This is a genomic window from Hahella sp. KA22, from assembly GCF_004135205.1.
GTDB lineage: Bacteria > Pseudomonadota > Gammaproteobacteria > Pseudomonadales > Oleiphilaceae > Hahella.
Genome location: NZ_CP035490.1, coordinates 785,350 through 803,592, shown reverse-complemented (window position 1 = coordinate 803,592; position 18,243 = coordinate 785,350). Strand labels below are relative to the sequence as shown.

Below are 18,243 nucleotides of genomic sequence, written 5' to 3'. Positions count from 1 at the left end.
CAGAGGCCTATTCAGGAAATCTGGTCCATTCACGTCCCCGTCGCAATAGCTGATTTCCCAGATAAAGCGTGGCGGGGCCTTGCCTGTCCATATCGCCGTAGACCAGATACAGCGGGACTTCTCTATCGCCGCCTTCCTGCAGCGGCAACGCCCTCAGGGCGCCGCTTTGAATATCCGCATCCACCCAGGAGACCGGCAGCCAGGTAAAGCCCAGACCGCGTTTCACCATATTCACCGAGGTGCTCATATGCGTCACCGTCCAGCGTTGCTCGGCACCCAGCCAACCGGAATTACGGCGCACGACGCCAGAGTCGCGAATGACGATTTGCCGATGTCGGGCCAGATCATCTTTATTCAGGGTGCGATTGAGCTGATGCAGAGGATGCTCCGGATTCGCCACCGGCGTAAAAGGTATATTGGTAATCAGATCGCCGATGAATCCCTGCGGTACGAAAGGAGTTATAACCAGATCGCATACGCCCTGCTTGAGCAGGTCCTCAGCGCCGGATAAAACCGTTTCAATTATTTCGATGCGAGTATTGGGATATTGCTCGGAAAACTCCGCCAAGGCGCAGTACAACGCCTCTTGGGGATAGATGATTTCCACCGCAATCTGGATGTGCGCTTCAATGCCCTGGGCCAGACCGGAGGCCACGGACTCCAGCTGCTCCGCCTGTTGCAGCAGGTTTTCCGAACGCCTCAGCAGAAGTTTTCCCGCTTCGGTCAGCGTCGCCTTGCGCCCCTGCACCTGCAGAATCTGTACGCCCAGCATTTCCTCAAGCTTATGTACGGCATGATGCACCGTGGACTGGCTTTTGTGCACCATCTCCGCCGCCTGGGCGAAACCGCCATGGGCGACTACGGCGTGCAGCATACGCCATTGTTCCAGCGTTGATTTAGGCATGAATTCTAATTTATCGAAATTTAGACACGAATAATTGCAATTTATTTTCGAATTTTACGATGCATAATGCAACAATGAGAAGACTGCTTGCAGGATATGCAAATCATGCAATGGAGTGGGAGGACACCACCATGGCTGTACGAGAACTCAAGCGCATCATTAACGCCAGCCCGGCGACAGACGGCGCAGGAGTCAGGATTTCCCGGATCGCAGGATTTTCCGCTACCGATCTGGAACCTTTCTTAATGATTGATGAAATCCGTTCCGACGAACGGGACGATTTTATCGCCGGCTTTCCCGAACACCCCCATCGCGGCCTGGAAACTCTGACCTATATGAAAGAGGGCGGCTTCGAGCACCGCGACCATATGGGAAACCAGGGGGCCATCAAAAGCGGCGGCGCGCAGTGGATGTCCGCCGGCAAAGGCGTCATCCATTCGGAAATGCCGATACCGGAAGCCGCACGCATGCACGGCTTTCAAATCTGGATCAACCTTCCCCGTACGCAAAAAATGAAACAGCCGGAGTGGCGCGACGCGCAGCCGGAAGAACTGCCTTCTATTATTCTGAGTTGCGGCGAGATTCGGGTGATCGCCGGTTCCTGGCGCATTCAGGATAATTTCAGCACTTCACCCTTGAATCGCCTGGCGCAATCCGCCGGCCTGCTTGATATATCCCTGCTGCCCAACGGCAAACTGGACCTGCCGCTGGAGCAAGACCGGCAGGCGGCGATCTACGTTTATAACGGCCGCGTGCATATGGGCTCCACGTTGCAGGCGGGCCAGCTCGGCATTCTGGGCGCGGGCGAACGCCTGCAACTGAGCGCGGATAAAGGCGGCGCGGACTTCCTGCTGCTGGCGGGAGAAGCCTTGCATGAGCCAGTGGCGCATTACGGTCCTTTCGTCATGAATACCCACGACGAAATTCTCACTGCGGTGAAGGATTATCAGGAAGGGAAGCTGACGGCATAGCAAAACGGCCTCCAAAGAGGCCGTTTTCATGTGGGCTGCGCCATTAAAACAATGTATAGATGAATGGCGCCACCGCCGAACCTTGGGTGATCACAATCAGGCCGCCCAGCATCACCAGGGTCAATATCAGAGGAAACAGCCATACTTTTTTCCTTTGTCGCATAAACGCCCAAAGGTCTTTTAAAAATTCCCACATCAGAAAGGTCGCTCCATGGACTCAGGGGTAATGGGTTTGTCGCGTACAGATCGATAAGAGGTCGCCTGCGGGTCTATGCGCTTTTGCAATTGCAGCTTGTGCGCAAGCCGCAGAGCCCATCCCAGCGGCGCCACCAGCACAACGAATACGGCGCCGAGAATGATAGCGCTGTTTATCTTGCCCAGCCTTAAAGCGAAATGCATCCATAGTACATATACCTGACGCAGCAGCCCCGGTTTCACAATCGCCAGGGCGGCGAACACCGCCGCAACCGGATAGGGCCATAAGGGCAGGCTTGTTGCAAACACCCATGGCAAAAACAATCCAAACACCAGAATCAGAAAGGCGGCCATAACCAGGCCGAACTTTCTCAGTTCCCCTTCTGGGGCGGAGGCAAAGTCCTGTTGCACTGAGTTAGTCAAGTTCAAACTCCCGAGACCAATCTTTATTCACTAACGCCTCCGGCTGCATGGCCTTGCGCAGTACGCAGCGCCCCAAGACCAATACATCCATCTCCGTCGCCATAAAACATCGAAACGCATCGTCCGGCGAACAAACCGGCGGCTCGCCACGAACGTTAAAGGACGTGTTGATCAGCACCGGATGGCCGCTATGCTTGGCGAACTCTTTTATTAGACGATGAAACTCAGGATTAGTTTCCTGGTGCACCGTCTGCACCCGCGCCGAATAGTCGACATGGGTGATGGCGGGCAAATCCGAGCGAATCTGCCGTAAACGCTCCAACCCCTCAAAGCCTGACTCGGCGGATTTGCGCCACTGCTCCTGAACATCCGCCACCAACAGCATGTAAGGACTGGGTTTGTCCAAATCGAAATAGTCACGGCAATGCTCCGCCGCCACTGCGGGAGCGAAAGGACGGAAGGATTCGCGGAATTTGATTTTGAGATTCATTTTGGTTTGCATGGCCGGGTCCATCGGGTTGCCAAGAATAGACCTCGCCCCCAGTGCCCGGGGTCCAAACTCCATGCGCCCCTGAAACCAGCCCACCACCTGGCCGGCAGCCAGATCACTGGCGATGTCTGCGTACAACGCATCATCTTCCAGCACCGCAAAAGTCGCGCCCACTTCAGTCAAATAGCGCTGAACTTCTTCGTCACTGTATTGCGGTCCCAGATAAGCGCCCTGCATGGCGTCCAGTTCTCCCAAGGCCAGGGGACGCACCCTGGGTTCGCCTTGATAGTGATGCCAGGCCAGCAGGGCGGCGCCGAGAGAACCGCCGGCGTCGCCGGAGGCCGGTTGAATCCAAATATCGTCAAACGGACCTTCCCGCAGCAGACGGCCATTGGCGACGCAATTCAGCGCCACGCCCCCGGCCAGACATAAATGACGCTGCCCCGTCTCCTCGGCGATCGTCCGCCCGAGACGCAACACGATCTCTTCCGTCACCGCCTGGACCGAGCGCGCCAGATCCATATACGCCTGCGTCAACGGCGCTTCCGGCTCGCGCCGGGGCAGACCGAACAGTTCTGCGAAGCGCTGGTTGGTCATACGCAGACCGGTCATGAAATCGAAGTAACGCAAGTGCAAACGGAAAGTGCCGTCGGCTTTGACATCAATAAGATGTTGCATGATCAAGTCGACGTATTTCGGCTTCCCGTAAGGCGCCAGTCCCATCAACTTGTATTCGCCGGCATTGACCTTGAAGCCGCAAAAGTAGGTAAAAGCGGAGTACAGCAGACCTAGAGAATGGGGAAACTCGATTTCCCACAACGGGCGCAAAGCAGCGCCCTCGCCCACCCACACGGAACTGGTCGCCCATTCCCCCACCCCATCCAGACACAGAACCGCCGCGTTGGCGAACGGACTGGGGTAGAAGGCGGAGGCCGCATGAGACTGGTGATGCTCCGCGAACAACAGCTGCGGCAGCACCGCCTTGGGGTCCCGCAACAGGCCTCGCAACGCCTTCTTCAACTCACTTTTGAGGAATAGCTTATCCTTGAGCCACACCGGCATCGCCGTGGCGAAAGAGCGGAAGCCCCGCGGCGCAAACGCCAGATAGGTCTCCAGCAGTCGTTCGAATTTCAGCAACGGTTTATCGTAGAAAACCACGGTGTCCACTTCGTCCAGGGCGACGCCGCCGGCGTCGAGAACGTATTCAATGGCGTGGCGGGGGAAATCCGCATCGTGTTTCCTGCGGGTAAATCGCTCTTCCTGGGCGGCGGCCAGAATCACGCCGTCCTTTACCAGCGTCGCCGCAGCGTCGTGGTAATAAGCGGAAATGCCTAAAATCGTGGTCATTGAAAGGGAAGCCAATCCGTTATGCGTAGTAGGAGGTATGACCTGCCGGGAAGGGGCCGTCTTCGCTATCGCTATAGTTTTCTTAAGACTACTGATGCCATAAAATGCGCGCAACCATTTTTTCCGGAGACACCCATATGCCGCGGGCCAGTGAGATTAAGAAAGGCGAAGTCGTTGATTTAAACGGGCAATTGCTGATTGTTAAAGACATCGAAGTGCACAGCCCCAGCGCCAGAGGCGCCGCCACCCTGTACAAAATGCGCTTCAGCAATGTGCGCACCGGTCTCAAATATGAAGAAAGTTTCAAAGGCGACGACATGCTGAGCACCACTCAGCTGGAGCGTCGTCAGGTCGCTTTCTCTTATATCGACGCCGACGATTACGTCTTCATGGACAATGAAGACTTCTCTCAATACATGCTGAAAAAGAACGACATCGAAGACCAGTTGCTGTTCCTGACCGAAGAAACCCAGGGACTGCAGGTGCTGATGGTGGATGGTCAGGTTATCTCACTGGAACTGCCGCAAACGGTGGAAATGGAAGTCATCGAAACCACTCCCGCCATGAAAGCGGCTTCCGCCAGCGCCCGCACCAAACCCGCCAAATTCGTCACCGGTCTGACGATTCAGGTTCCCGAATATCTGGAACAGGGCGAACGCGTCAAAATTCATACCGCAGAAAAGCGTTTCATGGGCCGCGCGGACTAAATTGCGCCGCCTTTGATCGCCGTTGCAGCGACGCGCCGTCGTCGCTGCGCTCTCCCCTTTATGCCCCTCTCCGCGCTAAAAGCGCATCCCTGGATTTGCGGCTACACTGAGTGAATGAATTCTAACTTGGTCCGGCCGGAAACGATGCTCTATAAGTTGTCCTGCAAAGGCGCGCTTTGGCTGCTTTTTTGGCTGTTGGCGTCCCCGCTGGCGAATGCCGCCCCCGCCCCGTCCATGACGCCGGCGATGCATGTGGTGTTTTTCAATCCACAAAGCAGTGACGACACCTTCTGGTCCGAGGTGATTCGCTTCGCCCGCGCCGCCGCGGAAGATCTCAATATCCGTCTGGATGTATTCAGCGCCAATCACGACCGGTTGCTCATGCGTCAGCAGATCAAACACATTTTGGCCAGCGATCCGCCAGACTTCATCATGTACAAGAATTTCAAAGGCAACGCTCCGGAGTTGCTGGCGCTGGCGGAAGAGGCCAAAGTGCGCTCCTTCATTTTTAACTCCGGCCTCAATGTGGAGCAGGAGCGGCGTTACGGACACCCCCGGGAGCGCTTCAAACAATGGGTCGGGCAAATGCTGCCCAACGATGAAAACGCCGGCTACGCTCTCGCCAATATGCTGTTCACCTCCGCCGCCTCTCGTGAGCTGCTGCGCGGCGGTCAGGTGCTGCCCATTCTCGCCATAGGCGGCACGCCCACGGACAACGCCGCCATCGAACGGGAAATGGGTTTGCATCGCTCATTGTCAGAACGCCCGGAAGTGGAGTTGCAACAGTTGGTGTCCGCCCGCTGGGATGAGGAACTGGCGTATAAGCAGGCGGTCGGCCTGTTGAAGCGCTACCCCCGCACCCGCGTGATCTGGGCCGCCAACGACTCCATCGCCGTCGGCTCCCTGCGGGGCGCGCAGAGCCTCGGCTATAAGCCCGGGGAAAACCTGCTTATCGCCGGCATCGACTGGAGCCCTTCCGCGTTGGAATATATCCGGGAGGGCAAACTTACCGGTTCCTTCGGCGGCCATTTCATGCAAGGCGCCTGGAGCCTCGTGCTGATGTACGACTACCACCATGGCCAGGATTTCGCGGATGACGTCGGTGTGTCCATTCACTCCAACATGGGGCTGCTCACGCCGGAAAACGTCGACAGATATTTAAAGTTCATTGTCGGCGTCAATTGGAGTGAAATTGACTTCACTCGCTTTTCTAAAACGTTGAATCCTCAACTCAAGCAGTATGACTTTTCATTAGAGCGGCTGCTTCAGCAACAGTGAACTCATTTTGGCGAGACGCGACGACATAATGCTTCCAGATCAGTCCATCAACGAAGAGCCCTCCGAGGATCGGAAACAAAAACGTCATCCACACAGCGCTTACCTGCGTCGCCGGTTGATGACGCTGACCTCCATCATCATTGTCTCCATGTTCGCGCTGGAGGCGGCGGTGACCGCCTGGTACGACTACCGGGCGCAACTCGCCAATCTGGAGAAAGAAGCCTACCTGCTGGCGGACGCGCAGCGGTCGGTGCTGGCCGCCGCCGTATGGAATTTTGACTTCGACATTATCAACAACGCCGTCAACAACCTGTTCTCCATGCCGGAAATCATGCAGGTCGCTATTCGCTATCCGGATGGCGAGGTCATCGCCTCCGCCGGCAAACTGTCGGACGGCGCCGCGCAGATGCGCATCACCCGACCGTTGCTTTGGGATCAAGCCGGGGAAAAGGAGATTGGCACGCTCAACATTGTGATCGACATCAGTCAGGTGGAAAGCTCCATGCTGGTCAAGCTGACGGAGCGCTCCGTCACCCTCAGCGCCACGCTGATTATCTGCCTGGCCGCCATTTACCTCGCCTGCCGCTGGATGACGCAGCCGCTGGAGGAGCTGACCGCCGCCATCACACGGCTGGCGGACGGCGATCTGGAGCAGCGTATTCCCCACACCCAACGCAACGATGAAATCGGCAACGTGGCAAGGGCGTTGGTGAAGTTCTCGGATAACAGTCGACTTCTATACGACCTGCAAAATTCCCTCACCTTTAATGTGGCGGAGAAGACCCGTCAGTTAAAGCAGGTGCGGGAAGACAGCGCTCATGACAATACAGTGCGCGCCCGCCTGCTCGCCATGGTGTCGCAGGAAATTCGCTCGCCCATGACGGCGATTCAAGGGGCGGTCATGCTGTGCAAAAACGGTCTGACGGGAGAGATACAGGAAAAGACCTTGCACATGCTGCATGTCGCTGAGCGTAACTGCGAGCGCATGCAAAAACTGATTGAGGTGCTGTTCGATATCTACCAGATTCAGAACCACTCTCTGACGCTGAATTTAAGCCCGGTCAATCTACTCAAGCTGACGCGGACGCAAACGGAAATCTGGCGTAACAAGGCTTATCAAACCAGTAAAAATCTGCACTTCGAAAGCGGGGTGGCGGAAGCCTGGGTGCGCGGCGACGAAAAGCGCCTGCAGCAAATCATCGATATTCTGCTCAGCAACGCCGTCAGGCATTCCGGCAAAGGCGGCGAGATCAGCGTGCACCTGCGCCGGGAAGGCGCTTTGATCAGCTTGTCGGTCAGCGACAACGGCCCCGGTATTCCCAAGAAAATCCGCCCCTATCTGTTCGAAGGACTGGCGCGCAGTGACGAGGCCAGTAGCGACTCCCTGGGCTCCGGCTTCAGTCTGACGTTGGCGAAAGGGTTGGTGGAATTACAGGGCGGGCAGATTTACTTCGAATCCATCGCCAAGGAAATTTCCAGCAATTCCACTTTGCCTACCGGCGCCACCTTCTATCTGGAGCTGCCCTACATGCCTGCGCCAGACACCGCGGATTAATGCATGGAGTGGCGCGGGAAATAGCGCGCGCCGTCGTAACGGTCAAAATAAGCGCCCAAAAGAGGATGGTCGATCTGGGTCGTATCCAGACTGACTCGTAGATTGCGTTCCGCCACATAAGTCATATGGTCGCTCTCATGCACCAGCACATGATACCAGGGCTGATCTTTCGGCGGACGCGACTTGGCGACGCTCTCATACCAGGCGTCGGTATGATTAAACGTCGGATCGACGCCGATCACCACGCCGCGATAACCAAATAAATTATGTTCAACCAACTGGCCGACAAAAAAGTGTGCTTGCGCCATATCCCCTCCTGTCCCTAATTATAGCCGGGCTTGGCGGGACGCGCTGACGCAGTGTCGAGTCGCGGGAGAGTCGCTTAAACCCGCCGTGACTTGCGGTAGTCGCAGGGAGACTGGCTAAAGCTGCGGGCAAAGACCTCGTAAAAGCGGGTGATGGAGGAAAACCCGCTTTCAAATGCGATCTGGCTGGCGCGCAGGGAGGTCGTGGTCAACAAGCGAGCGGCGTGATTCACTCGCAGCTGGGTCAGATATTCCAGAATGGTCATGTCCAGCACCTGTTTGAACAATCCCATGGCGAAGTTTTTGTGCAGCCGAACATGCTCGGCGACATCCGCGACGGAGATGGACTCGCAATAACGCTCGTTCATGTACTCCACCATCTTGTGCACATGACGACAGGAGCCCGTGGGTTCAACCGCAGATCTGGCGACACAGGCGTCCGGCCCCACGGCGTCTTTGAACAGACGCCGCAGCAACAAGGCTATTTCATCCCAGACCAGATCCTTCAGATAGTCATCCTGACAGGCCAGTTCTTCCGCCCACCGCGCCACAGTTTCCGATTCCAGCGCCTTGGCGGCGTCCGCCACGCAAATCTCGCCGTGCAGCAGCTTCTGTTTCACCCGGTGCGGAATGCAAAGCTCCGCCAGAAAGGACAAGGGCAACCACAAACGTAACCCCCAGGCTTCCGCATCGCTGTGCAGTTGCTTGGCGCCGTGCAGCGAAGAAAAACACACCAGACTGAATGGTTGCAGCACCAGACGCCGACGCGCGTCCCATAGCACTGCGCCGCCGGCGCAACAAATGGCGACTTCAAAATGAGCGGCGTCCGCCGGACTGGGAGAGGCCGCCAGCGCGCCGAAGTAATGGTGCGGAGAACCGCCCCTGGGAGCGGTCGCCGCCGATACATTTGCTGTTTTCATGAGATGACGTTTGTTGTTGTTTTAATCTCTGACTTAACGTCAGGCTGAGCGGCGCAACGACGCGTCCACCGGCTTACCTTGAGCATCGAACAGATGAAGATGTTGCGAGGGCGCATGCAAGTACAGCTCACACCCCGGCTCCAGCTCCATTTCCCCTACAATGCGCGCCGTCATCTCGCCAACGCCTGCGACGTCGACATATACGTAGGTGTCGCTGCCCAGATGCTCCGCCATGCGCAACACGCCTTTCCAGTCGCCGGGTTCGCCCTGAATGCGCACCTGCAAATGTTCTGGACGAATGCCCAGGGTGGCGGCGCCGAGATCTTCCGCCGCCTTGCCCTTGAGCATATTCATGCGCGGCGAGCCGATAAAAGTAGCCACAAACTCAGAGGCAGGGTGGTTGTACAGCTCCAGCGGCGTGCCTACCTGCTCTATACGCCCCTGATTCATCACGACGATTTTGTCCGCCAGGGTCATGGCCTCAACCTGATCATGGGTGACGTAAATCATGGTGGAGCCGAGACGTTCATGCAGCTTGGCGATTTCCAAGCGGGTCTGCACACGCAGGGACGCGTCCAGATTGGACAGCGGCTCGTCGAACAGAAACACCTTGGGCTCGCGCACGATTGCGCGCCCGATGGCCACCCGTTGACGCTGACCGCCGGACAACGCCGCCGGCTTGCGCTTGAGCAACGCGCCCAATTGCAGGGTTTGCGCCACCGCTTCTACTTTGCTGCGAATTTCATCCGGACCCGCGCCGTCGAGCTTCAATCCGAACGCCATGTTTTCATACACCGTCATGTGCGGGTACAGCGCGTAGGACTGGAACACCATGCCTACGCCACGCTTGGCCGGCGCCACCTCGTTGACCAGCGCGCCGCCGATATAGAGTTCGCCGGAAGTGATGTCCTCCAGACCGGCGATGGTGCGCAGCAACGTGGACTTACCGCAGCCGGAGGGGCCGACAAACACGACAAATTCGCCGTCTGCGATTTGCAGGTTGACGTCGTGCAGCACATGGGTCTGCTGAAAAACTTTATTGACGTTGCGTAATCTAAGCTCAGCCATAACATCTCGTCTCTTGTATTTGTTGTGCCGAAAGGCGCGTCCACGCGCCTTGTATTTCAGCTATTTGTCTCAGCTATTTCAGCTCGCCGAAAAACGCCTGATACGGCGGCAGTACGATATCTTCGCCTTCCAGCACGCCGCTGTATCCGTGTCCGCTCATCGCCGTCACATTGGCCATGCGGCAGGGAATGCGGATGGTCTCCGCGGTCATGTTCAGGGCGACGACGATACGCTGCTCTTCATCGCTGCGTTCAAACAGCAAGCCGCCTTCCGGCGCGTCCAGCGTGCGAATCGCGCCGGCCTTCAATGCGGACTGCTGCTTGCGCCAGTGAATAAAGCCGCGATAGAAGTTGAGCACGGAATTCGGATCTTTCTCCTGTACATCCGGCGCCAGGCCCAGATGCTCCTCGGACACCGGCAGCCAGGGATCGATGGAGGAGAAGCCGCCGTAGGGCTTATCGCTTTCCCAGACCATCGGCGTACGGCAGCCGTCGCGACCTTTGTATTCCGGCCAGAACGGCAGGGCGTAGGGGTCCTGCAGGCGCTCATAGGGAACATCCGCCTCCGGCAGTCCCAACTCTTCGCCCTGATAGATGCAGGCGCTACCACGCAGAGACAGCAGCAGCCCCAGCAACAGCTTGGCGAAAGGCGCGCGATCACGGCCGTTTGCCCAGCGCGTGGCGCAACGCACTACGTCGTGGTTGGACAGCGCCCAACAGGCCCAGCCGTCGCCAATCTGATTCTCCAGACGCTCCACCACTTCACGAATATAGGTGGGCTCATGGAACACATTCAGCAGATCGAAGGTGTACGCCATGTGCAACTTGTCGCTGCCGGCGGTGTAGTCCGCCATGATTTTCAGCGGCTCATCGGCGCCGATCTCGCCTACCGTGGTGATGCCTTCGTACTCATCCAGCAACTCACGCAGACGCTTGAGGAAGCCAATGTTGTCCGGCCGGCTGATGTCATAGACATGCAGCTGCAACGAATAGGGATTCTGTTCCGGCGCGCCGAGGGTCTTCTTGGCGTCTTTCGGCAGTGGCGGGTTGTCCCGTAGCTGCTTGTCGTGGAAATAGTAGTTGACGGTGTCCAGGCGGAAGCCGTCTACGCCCAGATCCAGCCAGAAGCGCACTTCCTCCAGCATCTGATCCTGTACTTCCGCATTGTGGTAGTTAAGGTCCGGCTGGCTGCTCAGAAAGTTATGCATATAGTACTGACGGCGCTTGGCGCACCATGCCCAGGCGGAGCCGCCGAACATGGCCAGCCAGTTATTCGGTGGCGTGCCGTCCGGTTTGGGGTCAGCCCAGACGTACCAGTCCGCTTTGGGATTGGTGCGGTCCTGCGAGCTTTCCTGGAACCAGAGATGCTGATCCGAGGTGTGGCTCATCACCAGATCGATCATGACCTTCATGCCCAGGGCATGAGACTTTTCCACCAAACGCTTGAAGTCGTCCAGATCCCCGAAAATGGGGTCAACGCTGCGGTAGTCGGATACGTCATAGCCAAAATCTTTCATCGGTGACGTAAAAAATGGGGACAACCAGATTGCGTCCACCCCCAGACCGGCAATGTAATCCAGCTTGCTGACGATGCCCGGCAAATCGCCGATGCCGTCCTGGTTGGAATCCAGATAGCTACGCGGATAAATCTGATAAATGGTGCAACCGCGCCACCAATCCCGCTCAACCTTCGACATGAGAGAAACTCCTAAAACAATCTATAACTGCAGGCGCCGCCACGCGGCGCCCGTTTAACCTTTGACTGCGCCAGCGGTGAGGCCGGACACAATGCGACGTTGAAACACCAATACCAGCGCCACCAGCGGTACGGTCACAATAACCGACGCCGCCATGATCACGCCCCAGGGCAGCTCATGCTGGCTGCTGCCGCTGATCAGCGCGACGGCCACCGGCACAGTGCGCTGCGCGTCAGTGAGCGTGAACGTCAGGGCGAACAGAAATTCATTCCAGGCGGCGATGAACGCCAGCAGTCCGGTCGTGACCAGCGCAGGCCACATCATCGGCAGGAACACCCGGAAAATAATGGTCAGGTTGGAAGCGCCATCCAGAATCGCCGCTTCTTCCACTTCCTTCGGCATTTGCTTCATGAAAGTGGTGAGCACCCACACCGTGAACGGCAGTGTGAAAATCAGGTACGCCAGCACCAGGCCCAGCAGGTTGTTGTAAAGACCCAGGCCGCGAATGACTTCGAACAGACCGGACAGCACCGCCACCTGCGGGAACATGGATACCGACAGAATCGCAATCAGCATCAGCCCGCGACCGCGGAAATCGATCCGCGCCAGGGCGAAAGCGGCGGTCAGACCCAGCATCAGCGACACCAGCACCACCGCGCTGGACACCATGACCGAGTTGAGGATGTTTTCCCCAAAAGCGGTGCCTTTGAACACGGAGAGATAGTTCCCCCACTGCACCGAGGTCGGCCAATAGTCCACCACGAACAATTCGCTGCCGGATTTGAATGACGTCAGGATCGCGTAATAAAAGGGGAACACGGAAAACACCACGATCACCGCCACCAACAGGTAAAAAGCGGTTTTACGCAGCAACTGTTTTGCATCGACAGTCTGGCTCATGTCAGTCCCCCACGCGCATGTACTTGCGCCCCAGATACAGATAGGCCAACGTCAGCAATGCGATCACCAGGAACAACGCCGTCGACGCGGCGGAGCCGTATCCCACATCCTGAAAGTCCACCAGTTGCTGGCGGGCGAAAACGGACATGGACATGGTGTCTTCACTGTTGGAAGTCAGCACATAAATCAAATCGAAGATCCGCAGCGCGTCCAAAGCCCTGAACACTACCGCCACCAGGACGGCCGGCATGATCAGCGGCAGCGTCACTCTGAAGAAAACCCTTACCGGGTGAATGCCATCCACTTTCGCCGCTTCATAACAATCCTTGGGCAGCATCTGCAGCGCGGCGAGCATCAATAGCGCCATGAAAGGCGTGGTTTTCCAGACATCGACCATGATCACCGCCACCATCGACAGGTCCGCATCCGCCGTCCAGGCCAGCGGCGCCGAGATCAGGCCGATGCCCATGAGCATGTCGTTGAGAATCCCGAACTGGTCGTGCAGCATCCAGCTCCACATCTTGGCGGAGACAATGGTGGGAATCGCCCAGGGAATCAGCACCGCTGCGCGCACCAGACCACGACCGGCAAAGTTCACGTTCAGAGCCAGCGCCACGATCATGCCCAGCACCAGTTCCACCGACACGGAAATCAGTGTGAACGTCAAGGTGTTCCATACTGACTTCCACCATACGGCGTCGGCCAGGAGGCCGTACCACTCGCCATCTTCCTTGTATAAATAGTTCCCCCAGCCGATGAACTCGGCTGCGTTGAGATCCGTCAGACTGGCGTCAGTGAAACTGAACCAGATCGTGCGTAGTAGCGGCCAACCGGCGACCAACAGCAGCGTACAGATCATCGGGGCCAGGAACAGCCAGGCGCTGCGGGCGCGCTGGCGTTGACGGGACGACTGGGACATCTTGTCGCTTACCTCAGGCCGGGGAGGCGCTGCGGATGCAGCGCCGGATTGGGAGAGTTTCATTTCCATTTTCCGTTACGGGCGAATCGACGCAGTTGGCCTTCCAACTGAGCCAGACTGGCTTCGGCTTTTTCCTTGCCGGATACAACGCTATGCACGGCGTTGAAGAAGGCGGTGCTGACCTGGTTATACTTGCTCTTGGTCACACTGGAGGGACGCGGCACGCCGCTGACGAAGGTTTCATAAAGGCTGCCGAAGAAAGGCGTCGCCGCCAGCACGTCCTTGTCTTTGTACAGGGCGTTGATGGTGGGGTTATAGGACGCTTTGATAGCGCGACGCTTCTGCTCTTCATAGCTGGTCAGATACATGACCAGATCCGCGGATAGTTTCGGGTTCTTGGCGTACTTGGACACCGCCAGCTGCCAGCCGCCCAAAGTAGCGCTGCGGCGACCGTCTTCACCGCCTTTTGGCAGGGCGACTACGCCCACTTTGCCTTTGATGGCGCTGTCTTCCGCCTGCGCCAGCGACCAGGCGTAAGGCCAGTTACGCATAAACACAGCGTTGCCAGACTGGAACACGCCGCGGGATTCTTCTTCCGCGTAGTTGGTTACGCCCTGGGGACTGATGGTTCCAATCCAGCCGGCGGCGGTGCTCAGGGCCTTGGCGGCCTGCGGGTTATTGATGGTGATCTTGCCTTTCTCGTCCACCACTGTGCCGCCGTTGAAGCTGGCCACCCACTCCGTCGCGTTACAGGTCAACCCTTCATAAGCCCGACCCTGCCAGACGAAGCCCCACATTTTGTCATTGCCGGCCTTGCGTTCGCCGTCCTGCACCAGTTTCGCAGCGGCTTCCAGTTGCGCCCAGGTTTCAGGAGGCTGCTGGTTGTATTTTTCCAACAGGTCTTTGCGGTAATACAGCACGCCGGCGTCAGTAAACCAGGGCATGGCCACCAGTTTGCCGTCGACAGTGTTGTTGTTGACGATGGATTCGAAGTGATCTTTCTCAGCGCCATTGCTGAAAGGTTTGAGGTCGACGAAGTATTGGCCCAGCATACCCGGCCACACCACGTCGATCTGGAAAATGTCGATATCCTGGCTGCCCGCGGCCAGCAATTGCTGGTACAGCGCCAGACGTTCGGATGAGGAGTTGGGAGTGGACACCACTTTCACCTCATTGCCGGTTTTCTCCGCCCAGGCCTTGACGCCCTCTTTACACAGTTCCAGTTCCGCGCCGACAGCGCCGCAGGAAATGGTCAGCGTCTCCGCATGCGCTTGCAGGCTGAAAGCGGCGGACAAAACTACACCCATACCAATAGCGTTAATTATGGTTTTTTTCATCATGGATTCCTCCGAGTTATTGTTATATGGAGCACATTACGTGAATTGCGAAAATGAAAATAAAGATACACCGTATGCGGAGCGACCGTAAGGACGCCGCCGGCATCAAACCCTCGTCAGATCAAAGACCAGGCGCTGGGAGATACGACTACGGAGTGGACTGAACCCTCGCGACGCCCCTCATGGCCGGCGACGCCGGAGCCAATGCTGCGTCGTGCGATGCGCCAACTGTATGGCACCGCATGAGCGAAAGATTCTGCGAACAGGGAAATGTGCTTGCCGAAAGGATTTACGACTACGCTGGCGCGATTCGTTGCTTGAGGTTTTTGCGGCTGCGGACGCGCGGAGGAGAGACCTTTGGCGCGGTTTAGAACATCAAACCAGGAACGGAATCCATGTTCCACAGCGACAAGATCCAGCGCCTGAGCGTGGGAGATACCTTGGCTGCGTTTGATTTTTTTGGCGTCACGCTTGAAATTTTTCAGCGTGGTTTCCGATACGTGTCTGCAGGTCGCATGATTCATAGCAATGTCTCGCTACAACGGCAATGACGCGGCCCACTCACATCTTGTCTCATGAGTCACTAAACCTATAACACTGATAGATTTGCAGATAATGTCGTACTCGACTTTGCCTGTGTGGGCGGCAGGCGTATATCAACACCTGTGAGGGTCGAAGTTAACAAAAACTTGTCATCAAGACAAGAGCCGGCTTTTACATAGCCCAAATTTCCATGCCGCGGGGTTACGTGGACAAGCCTCTGTCGCGCACGTACACTGGGCGCTACGGGCGTCAGACATATAATCCGAACAGTAAAATTCGGCGCCAGGAATCCGGCAACGCGAGCGCTTTATGAAATCATCCGATCCGCAACTCCCGGGACAGCGGAACAATCAGCGGCCACAGACGCAACGACCTGAAAGCACACAGGATGACTGGTGGAAATACGGCGTTATTTATCAGGTCAATGTGCGCAGCTTTTTCGACGCCAATAATGATGGCGTCGGCGATATCAAAGGCCTGACCGCAAAACTGGACTATTTCGTCGAACTGGGCGTCGCCGCCATTGCGCTGACGCCGGTGTTTACTTCGCCCATGAGCGACTTCGGTTTTGATGTCAGCGACTACTACAGCCTCGACCCTGCGTTCGGCGATCTGGACGATTTCGATGCGTTGATCCGCGAAGCGAATATACGCGGCCTGCGAGTGCTGCTCGACATCGTCATCAGCCACACTTCCGTGCAGCATCCCTGGTTCCTGGAAAGCAAACAGGATCGCAACAACCCGAAAGCGGACTGGTATGTCTGGGCGGACGCTCAGGCGGACGGCACAGCGCCTAACAACTGGCAGACCACCTTTGGCCACCCGGCCTGGTCCTGGAGCTCCACCCGCGGCCAATACTATCTGCATAACGCCACCAGCCGGCAGGCGGACCTCAATTTCCATAACAGCGAAGTCATCGCTGAAGTGCTCAATATTCTGCAGTTCTGGCTGGAGCGCGGCGTCGCCGGCTTCCGTCTGGACTGCCCGAATCTGTATACCCATGACAAAAAGCTGCGCAATAACCCGGCGCGGCGCAATATGGCGGCGATTCCCGAAGAAGCGCTGATCAACCCGTTTGAATACCAGTTGCAGATCTATAACCAGAACCGACCCGAAACCCTGCCGACGCTGGCCCGCATTCGCCGCCTGTGTGATCGTTATGAAGCCGCTTTGCTGGGCAGCGTCACCAGCAGCGCCACCTTTGAAATGCTGAACATTTACAGCGGCTCGCAGGAAGGCCTGCAGATGGCCAATATTTACGAAGCCCTGCCCAGCGTCTGCAATCTGCCCGGTCTGGTGGACGTGGTGCGAACCTTCGAGGAGAACTGCGATCAGGTCTGGCCTTATTGGATGCTGAACAACCATGACGTCGCCCGCTTGGTGTCACGCTGGGAAGGCGATCATGACGCGCCCCGTCTGGCCGCCATAGTGCTGGCTCTGCATCTGTCGCTAAGGGGAACGCCAGTCCTGTTTCAAGGTGACGAGCTGGGTCTGGAGGAAGCCTATATTCCTTTCGATAACCTGTGCGACCCTTACGGCAAACTGTCCTGGCCGCAGTACATGGGACGCGACGGCTGTCGTACGCCGCTCCCCTGGGATGACAACCTGCCCCACGCGGGTTTCTCCACCCATAAGCCCTGGTTGCCCATAGATCCGCGTCACTTGTCCCACGCCATTAATGTGCAGCAAAGAGACCCTGAGTCCGTCTTGCGTCGCGTACAGCGATTCATTCAGTGGCGTGAAGAGCAGCCGGAAATACTATTGGGCTCTATGTCGATCATTCACGCAGACGCGTCGGTATTGCTGTTGCTGCGCAAACATAAAGGAGCGCGGTTGTTGGCCGCCTTCAACGTATCTTACGAGCCAGCGGAAATTGAGCTTAACCTGCCGCAACCACCAGAAGCGTTGAGCGGTCATGGCTTCGCCGGTGAGCTGCGGGACAATCGGATATATCTACCGCCCTACGAAGCGTTCTTTGGCCGTTTGCCCTGAGCAAACGGCGCATGCGGCTCAGAAGCCTGATCCAGGCTCCTTTAAAAACGTCAGCTCTTCCTGCGTGGATTCACGCCCCAAAATCCCGTTGCGATGGGGATAACGACCAAAACGTTTGATAATCGCCAAGTGCTTGTGCTCAAAATCCAGGTTGTTCTCCAGTCCAGGCTGGCTGAACAAGCGCACAGCCTGTTCATGGACCACAGCGGATTCGCTATGCATGTAAGGCATGTACAGAAAACTTTTCTCTTCTTGCCGCAGTTCCCTGTCCGCCCCTGCTCGCACAGCTTCCTGGGCCAGCGCCAGCGCCATATTGTCCGCCGCGAAGGATTCAGCCTGATCGCGATAGATATTGCGGGAAAACTGGTCCAGTACGATCACTTCCGCCAGGCGTCCACGAGGCTCGTCGCGCCAATGCGCCAGTTCCCCTGATCTTGCCGCAGTCAGTAACGCGCCGAAGCGTTCCGCGATGCGTCGATCCAGCTCGTCGCTTTTGCGAAACCAGTCCGCGGGGCTCAATTCTTCAAACCAGAATCGCAGCACCTCATCGGCGGTCAGCGACAGCGCATTTTGCAAACCTGACTCTTTCGTCATGTCCATCCCTCTGCAGTTTGTCTAAAATTAATCACATAAGGCAGTTTACACGCTGACCGTCATCGCCACTAATCGGACGCCTGTGACGCAACTCGTCAG

Annotated in this window: 18 protein-coding genes; 5 read left to right on the top strand and 13 right to left on the bottom strand. The window is 57.1% G+C overall.

The annotated features are described in order from the left end of the window. Positions 1-7 precede the first annotated feature (7 nt). Positions 8-904, bottom strand: coding sequence for a LysR family transcriptional regulator (locus EUZ85_RS03570; RefSeq protein ID WP_127967955.1), 897 nt, complete (start codon positions 902-904; stop codon positions 8-10). Positions 905-1,035: 131 nt separating this feature from the next. On the opposite strand from EUZ85_RS03570, the gene EUZ85_RS03565 reads away from it, so the two are divergent. Continuing rightward, positions 1,036-1,875 (top strand): pirin family protein, encoded by an 840-nt coding sequence (locus tag EUZ85_RS03565; RefSeq protein ID WP_127967954.1) that lies wholly within the window; start codon positions 1,036-1,038, stop codon positions 1,873-1,875. Between the two features lie 43 nt (positions 1,876-1,918). Here EUZ85_RS03565 and EUZ85_RS31070 read toward each other — a convergent pair whose 3' ends face one another. The 3 genes from EUZ85_RS31070 to EUZ85_RS03555 are packed head-to-tail and all read right to left on the bottom strand — an operon-like array spanning position 1,919 to position 4,330. Beyond that, positions 1,919-2,071, bottom strand: coding sequence for a DUF5989 family protein (locus tag EUZ85_RS31070; RefSeq protein WP_164887172.1), 153 nt, complete (start codon positions 2,069-2,071; stop codon positions 1,919-1,921). Next, positions 2,071-2,493, bottom strand: coding sequence for an SxtJ family membrane protein (locus EUZ85_RS03560; RefSeq protein ID WP_127967953.1), 423 nt, complete (start codon positions 2,491-2,493; stop codon positions 2,071-2,073). Before EUZ85_RS03560 ends, EUZ85_RS31070 begins: the two co-directional genes overlap by 1 nt. After that, positions 2,486-4,330, bottom strand: a complete 1,845-nt coding sequence (locus EUZ85_RS03555) for a carbamoyltransferase (protein WP_127967952.1) — start codon at positions 4,328-4,330, stop codon at positions 2,486-2,488. The genes EUZ85_RS03560 and EUZ85_RS03555 overlap by 8 nt, the downstream gene beginning before the upstream one ends. A gap of 137 nt (positions 4,331-4,467) precedes the next feature. On the opposite strand from EUZ85_RS03555, the gene yeiP reads away from it, so the two are divergent. The 3 genes from yeiP to EUZ85_RS03540 all read left to right on the top strand — a co-directional run bounded on the left by yeiP (position 4,468) and on the right by EUZ85_RS03540 (position 7,870). After that, entirely contained in the window at positions 4,468-5,037 is a 570-nt protein-coding gene (yeiP, locus tag EUZ85_RS03550) for an elongation factor P-like protein YeiP (RefSeq protein WP_127967951.1), read from the top strand. Positions 5,038-5,181: 144 nt separating this feature from the next. Beyond that, complete coding sequence (locus tag EUZ85_RS03545) at positions 5,182-6,315, top strand: ABC transporter substrate-binding protein (RefSeq protein WP_164887171.1); 1,134 nt, start codon at positions 5,182-5,184, stop codon at positions 6,313-6,315. Positions 6,316-6,343: 28 nt separating this feature from the next. Beyond that, positions 6,344-7,870: an ATP-binding protein gene (locus tag EUZ85_RS03540; protein ID WP_127967949.1), complete on the top strand. Its 1,527-nt coding sequence runs from the start codon at positions 6,344-6,346 to the stop codon at positions 7,868-7,870. On the opposite strand, the gene hspQ is transcribed toward EUZ85_RS03540, so the two are convergent. The 8 genes from hspQ to EUZ85_RS03500 form a co-directional block, all read right to left on the bottom strand. Then, positions 7,867-8,178, bottom strand: a complete 312-nt coding sequence (gene hspQ / locus EUZ85_RS03535) for a heat shock protein HspQ (RefSeq protein ID WP_127967948.1) — start codon at positions 8,176-8,178, stop codon at positions 7,867-7,869. The two genes, EUZ85_RS03540 and hspQ, sit on opposite strands and share 4 nt — an antisense overlap. A 74-nt stretch (positions 8,179-8,252) precedes the next feature. After that, complete coding sequence (locus tag EUZ85_RS03530; protein ID WP_127967947.1) at positions 8,253-9,095, bottom strand: helix-turn-helix domain-containing protein; 843 nt, start codon at positions 9,093-9,095, stop codon at positions 8,253-8,255. A gap of 39 nt (positions 9,096-9,134) precedes the next feature. Next, on the bottom strand, positions 9,135-10,163 hold the full coding sequence (locus EUZ85_RS03525; protein ID WP_127967946.1) for an ABC transporter ATP-binding protein: 1,029 nt from the start codon (positions 10,161-10,163) through the stop codon (positions 9,135-9,137). Between the two features lie 73 nt (positions 10,164-10,236). Then, positions 10,237-11,859: an alpha-glucosidase gene (locus EUZ85_RS03520; RefSeq protein WP_127967945.1), complete on the bottom strand. Its 1,623-nt coding sequence runs from the start codon at positions 11,857-11,859 to the stop codon at positions 10,237-10,239. 54 nt (positions 11,860-11,913) lie between these two features. Further along, positions 11,914-12,759, bottom strand: a complete 846-nt coding sequence (locus tag EUZ85_RS03515) for a carbohydrate ABC transporter permease (protein ID WP_127967944.1) — start codon at positions 12,757-12,759, stop codon at positions 11,914-11,916. A 1-nt stretch (position 12,760) separates the two neighbouring features. Next, entirely contained in the window at positions 12,761-13,678 is a 918-nt protein-coding gene (locus EUZ85_RS03510) for a carbohydrate ABC transporter permease (protein WP_127974392.1), read from the bottom strand. A 59-nt stretch (positions 13,679-13,737) separates the two neighbouring features. Beyond that, positions 13,738-15,015 (bottom strand): ABC transporter substrate-binding protein, encoded by a 1,278-nt coding sequence (locus EUZ85_RS03505; protein WP_127967943.1) that lies wholly within the window; start codon positions 15,013-15,015, stop codon positions 13,738-13,740. A 116-nt stretch (positions 15,016-15,131) separates the two neighbouring features. Beyond that, on the bottom strand, positions 15,132-15,539 hold the full coding sequence (locus EUZ85_RS03500; RefSeq protein WP_127967942.1) for a glyoxalase superfamily protein: 408 nt from the start codon (positions 15,537-15,539) through the stop codon (positions 15,132-15,134). Between the two features lie 328 nt (positions 15,540-15,867). On the opposite strand from EUZ85_RS03500, the gene EUZ85_RS03495 reads away from it, so the two are divergent. Next, on the top strand, positions 15,868-17,550 hold the full coding sequence (locus EUZ85_RS03495; protein ID WP_127967941.1) for an alpha-glucosidase: 1,683 nt from the start codon (positions 15,868-15,870) through the stop codon (positions 17,548-17,550). 18 nt (positions 17,551-17,568) lie between these two features. Here the strand turns inward: EUZ85_RS03495 and EUZ85_RS03490 are convergent, their stop codons facing one another. After that, entirely contained in the window at positions 17,569-18,144 is a 576-nt protein-coding gene (locus EUZ85_RS03490) for a DUF924 family protein (RefSeq protein WP_127967940.1), read from the bottom strand. Between the last annotated feature and the right edge of the window lie 99 nt (positions 18,145-18,243).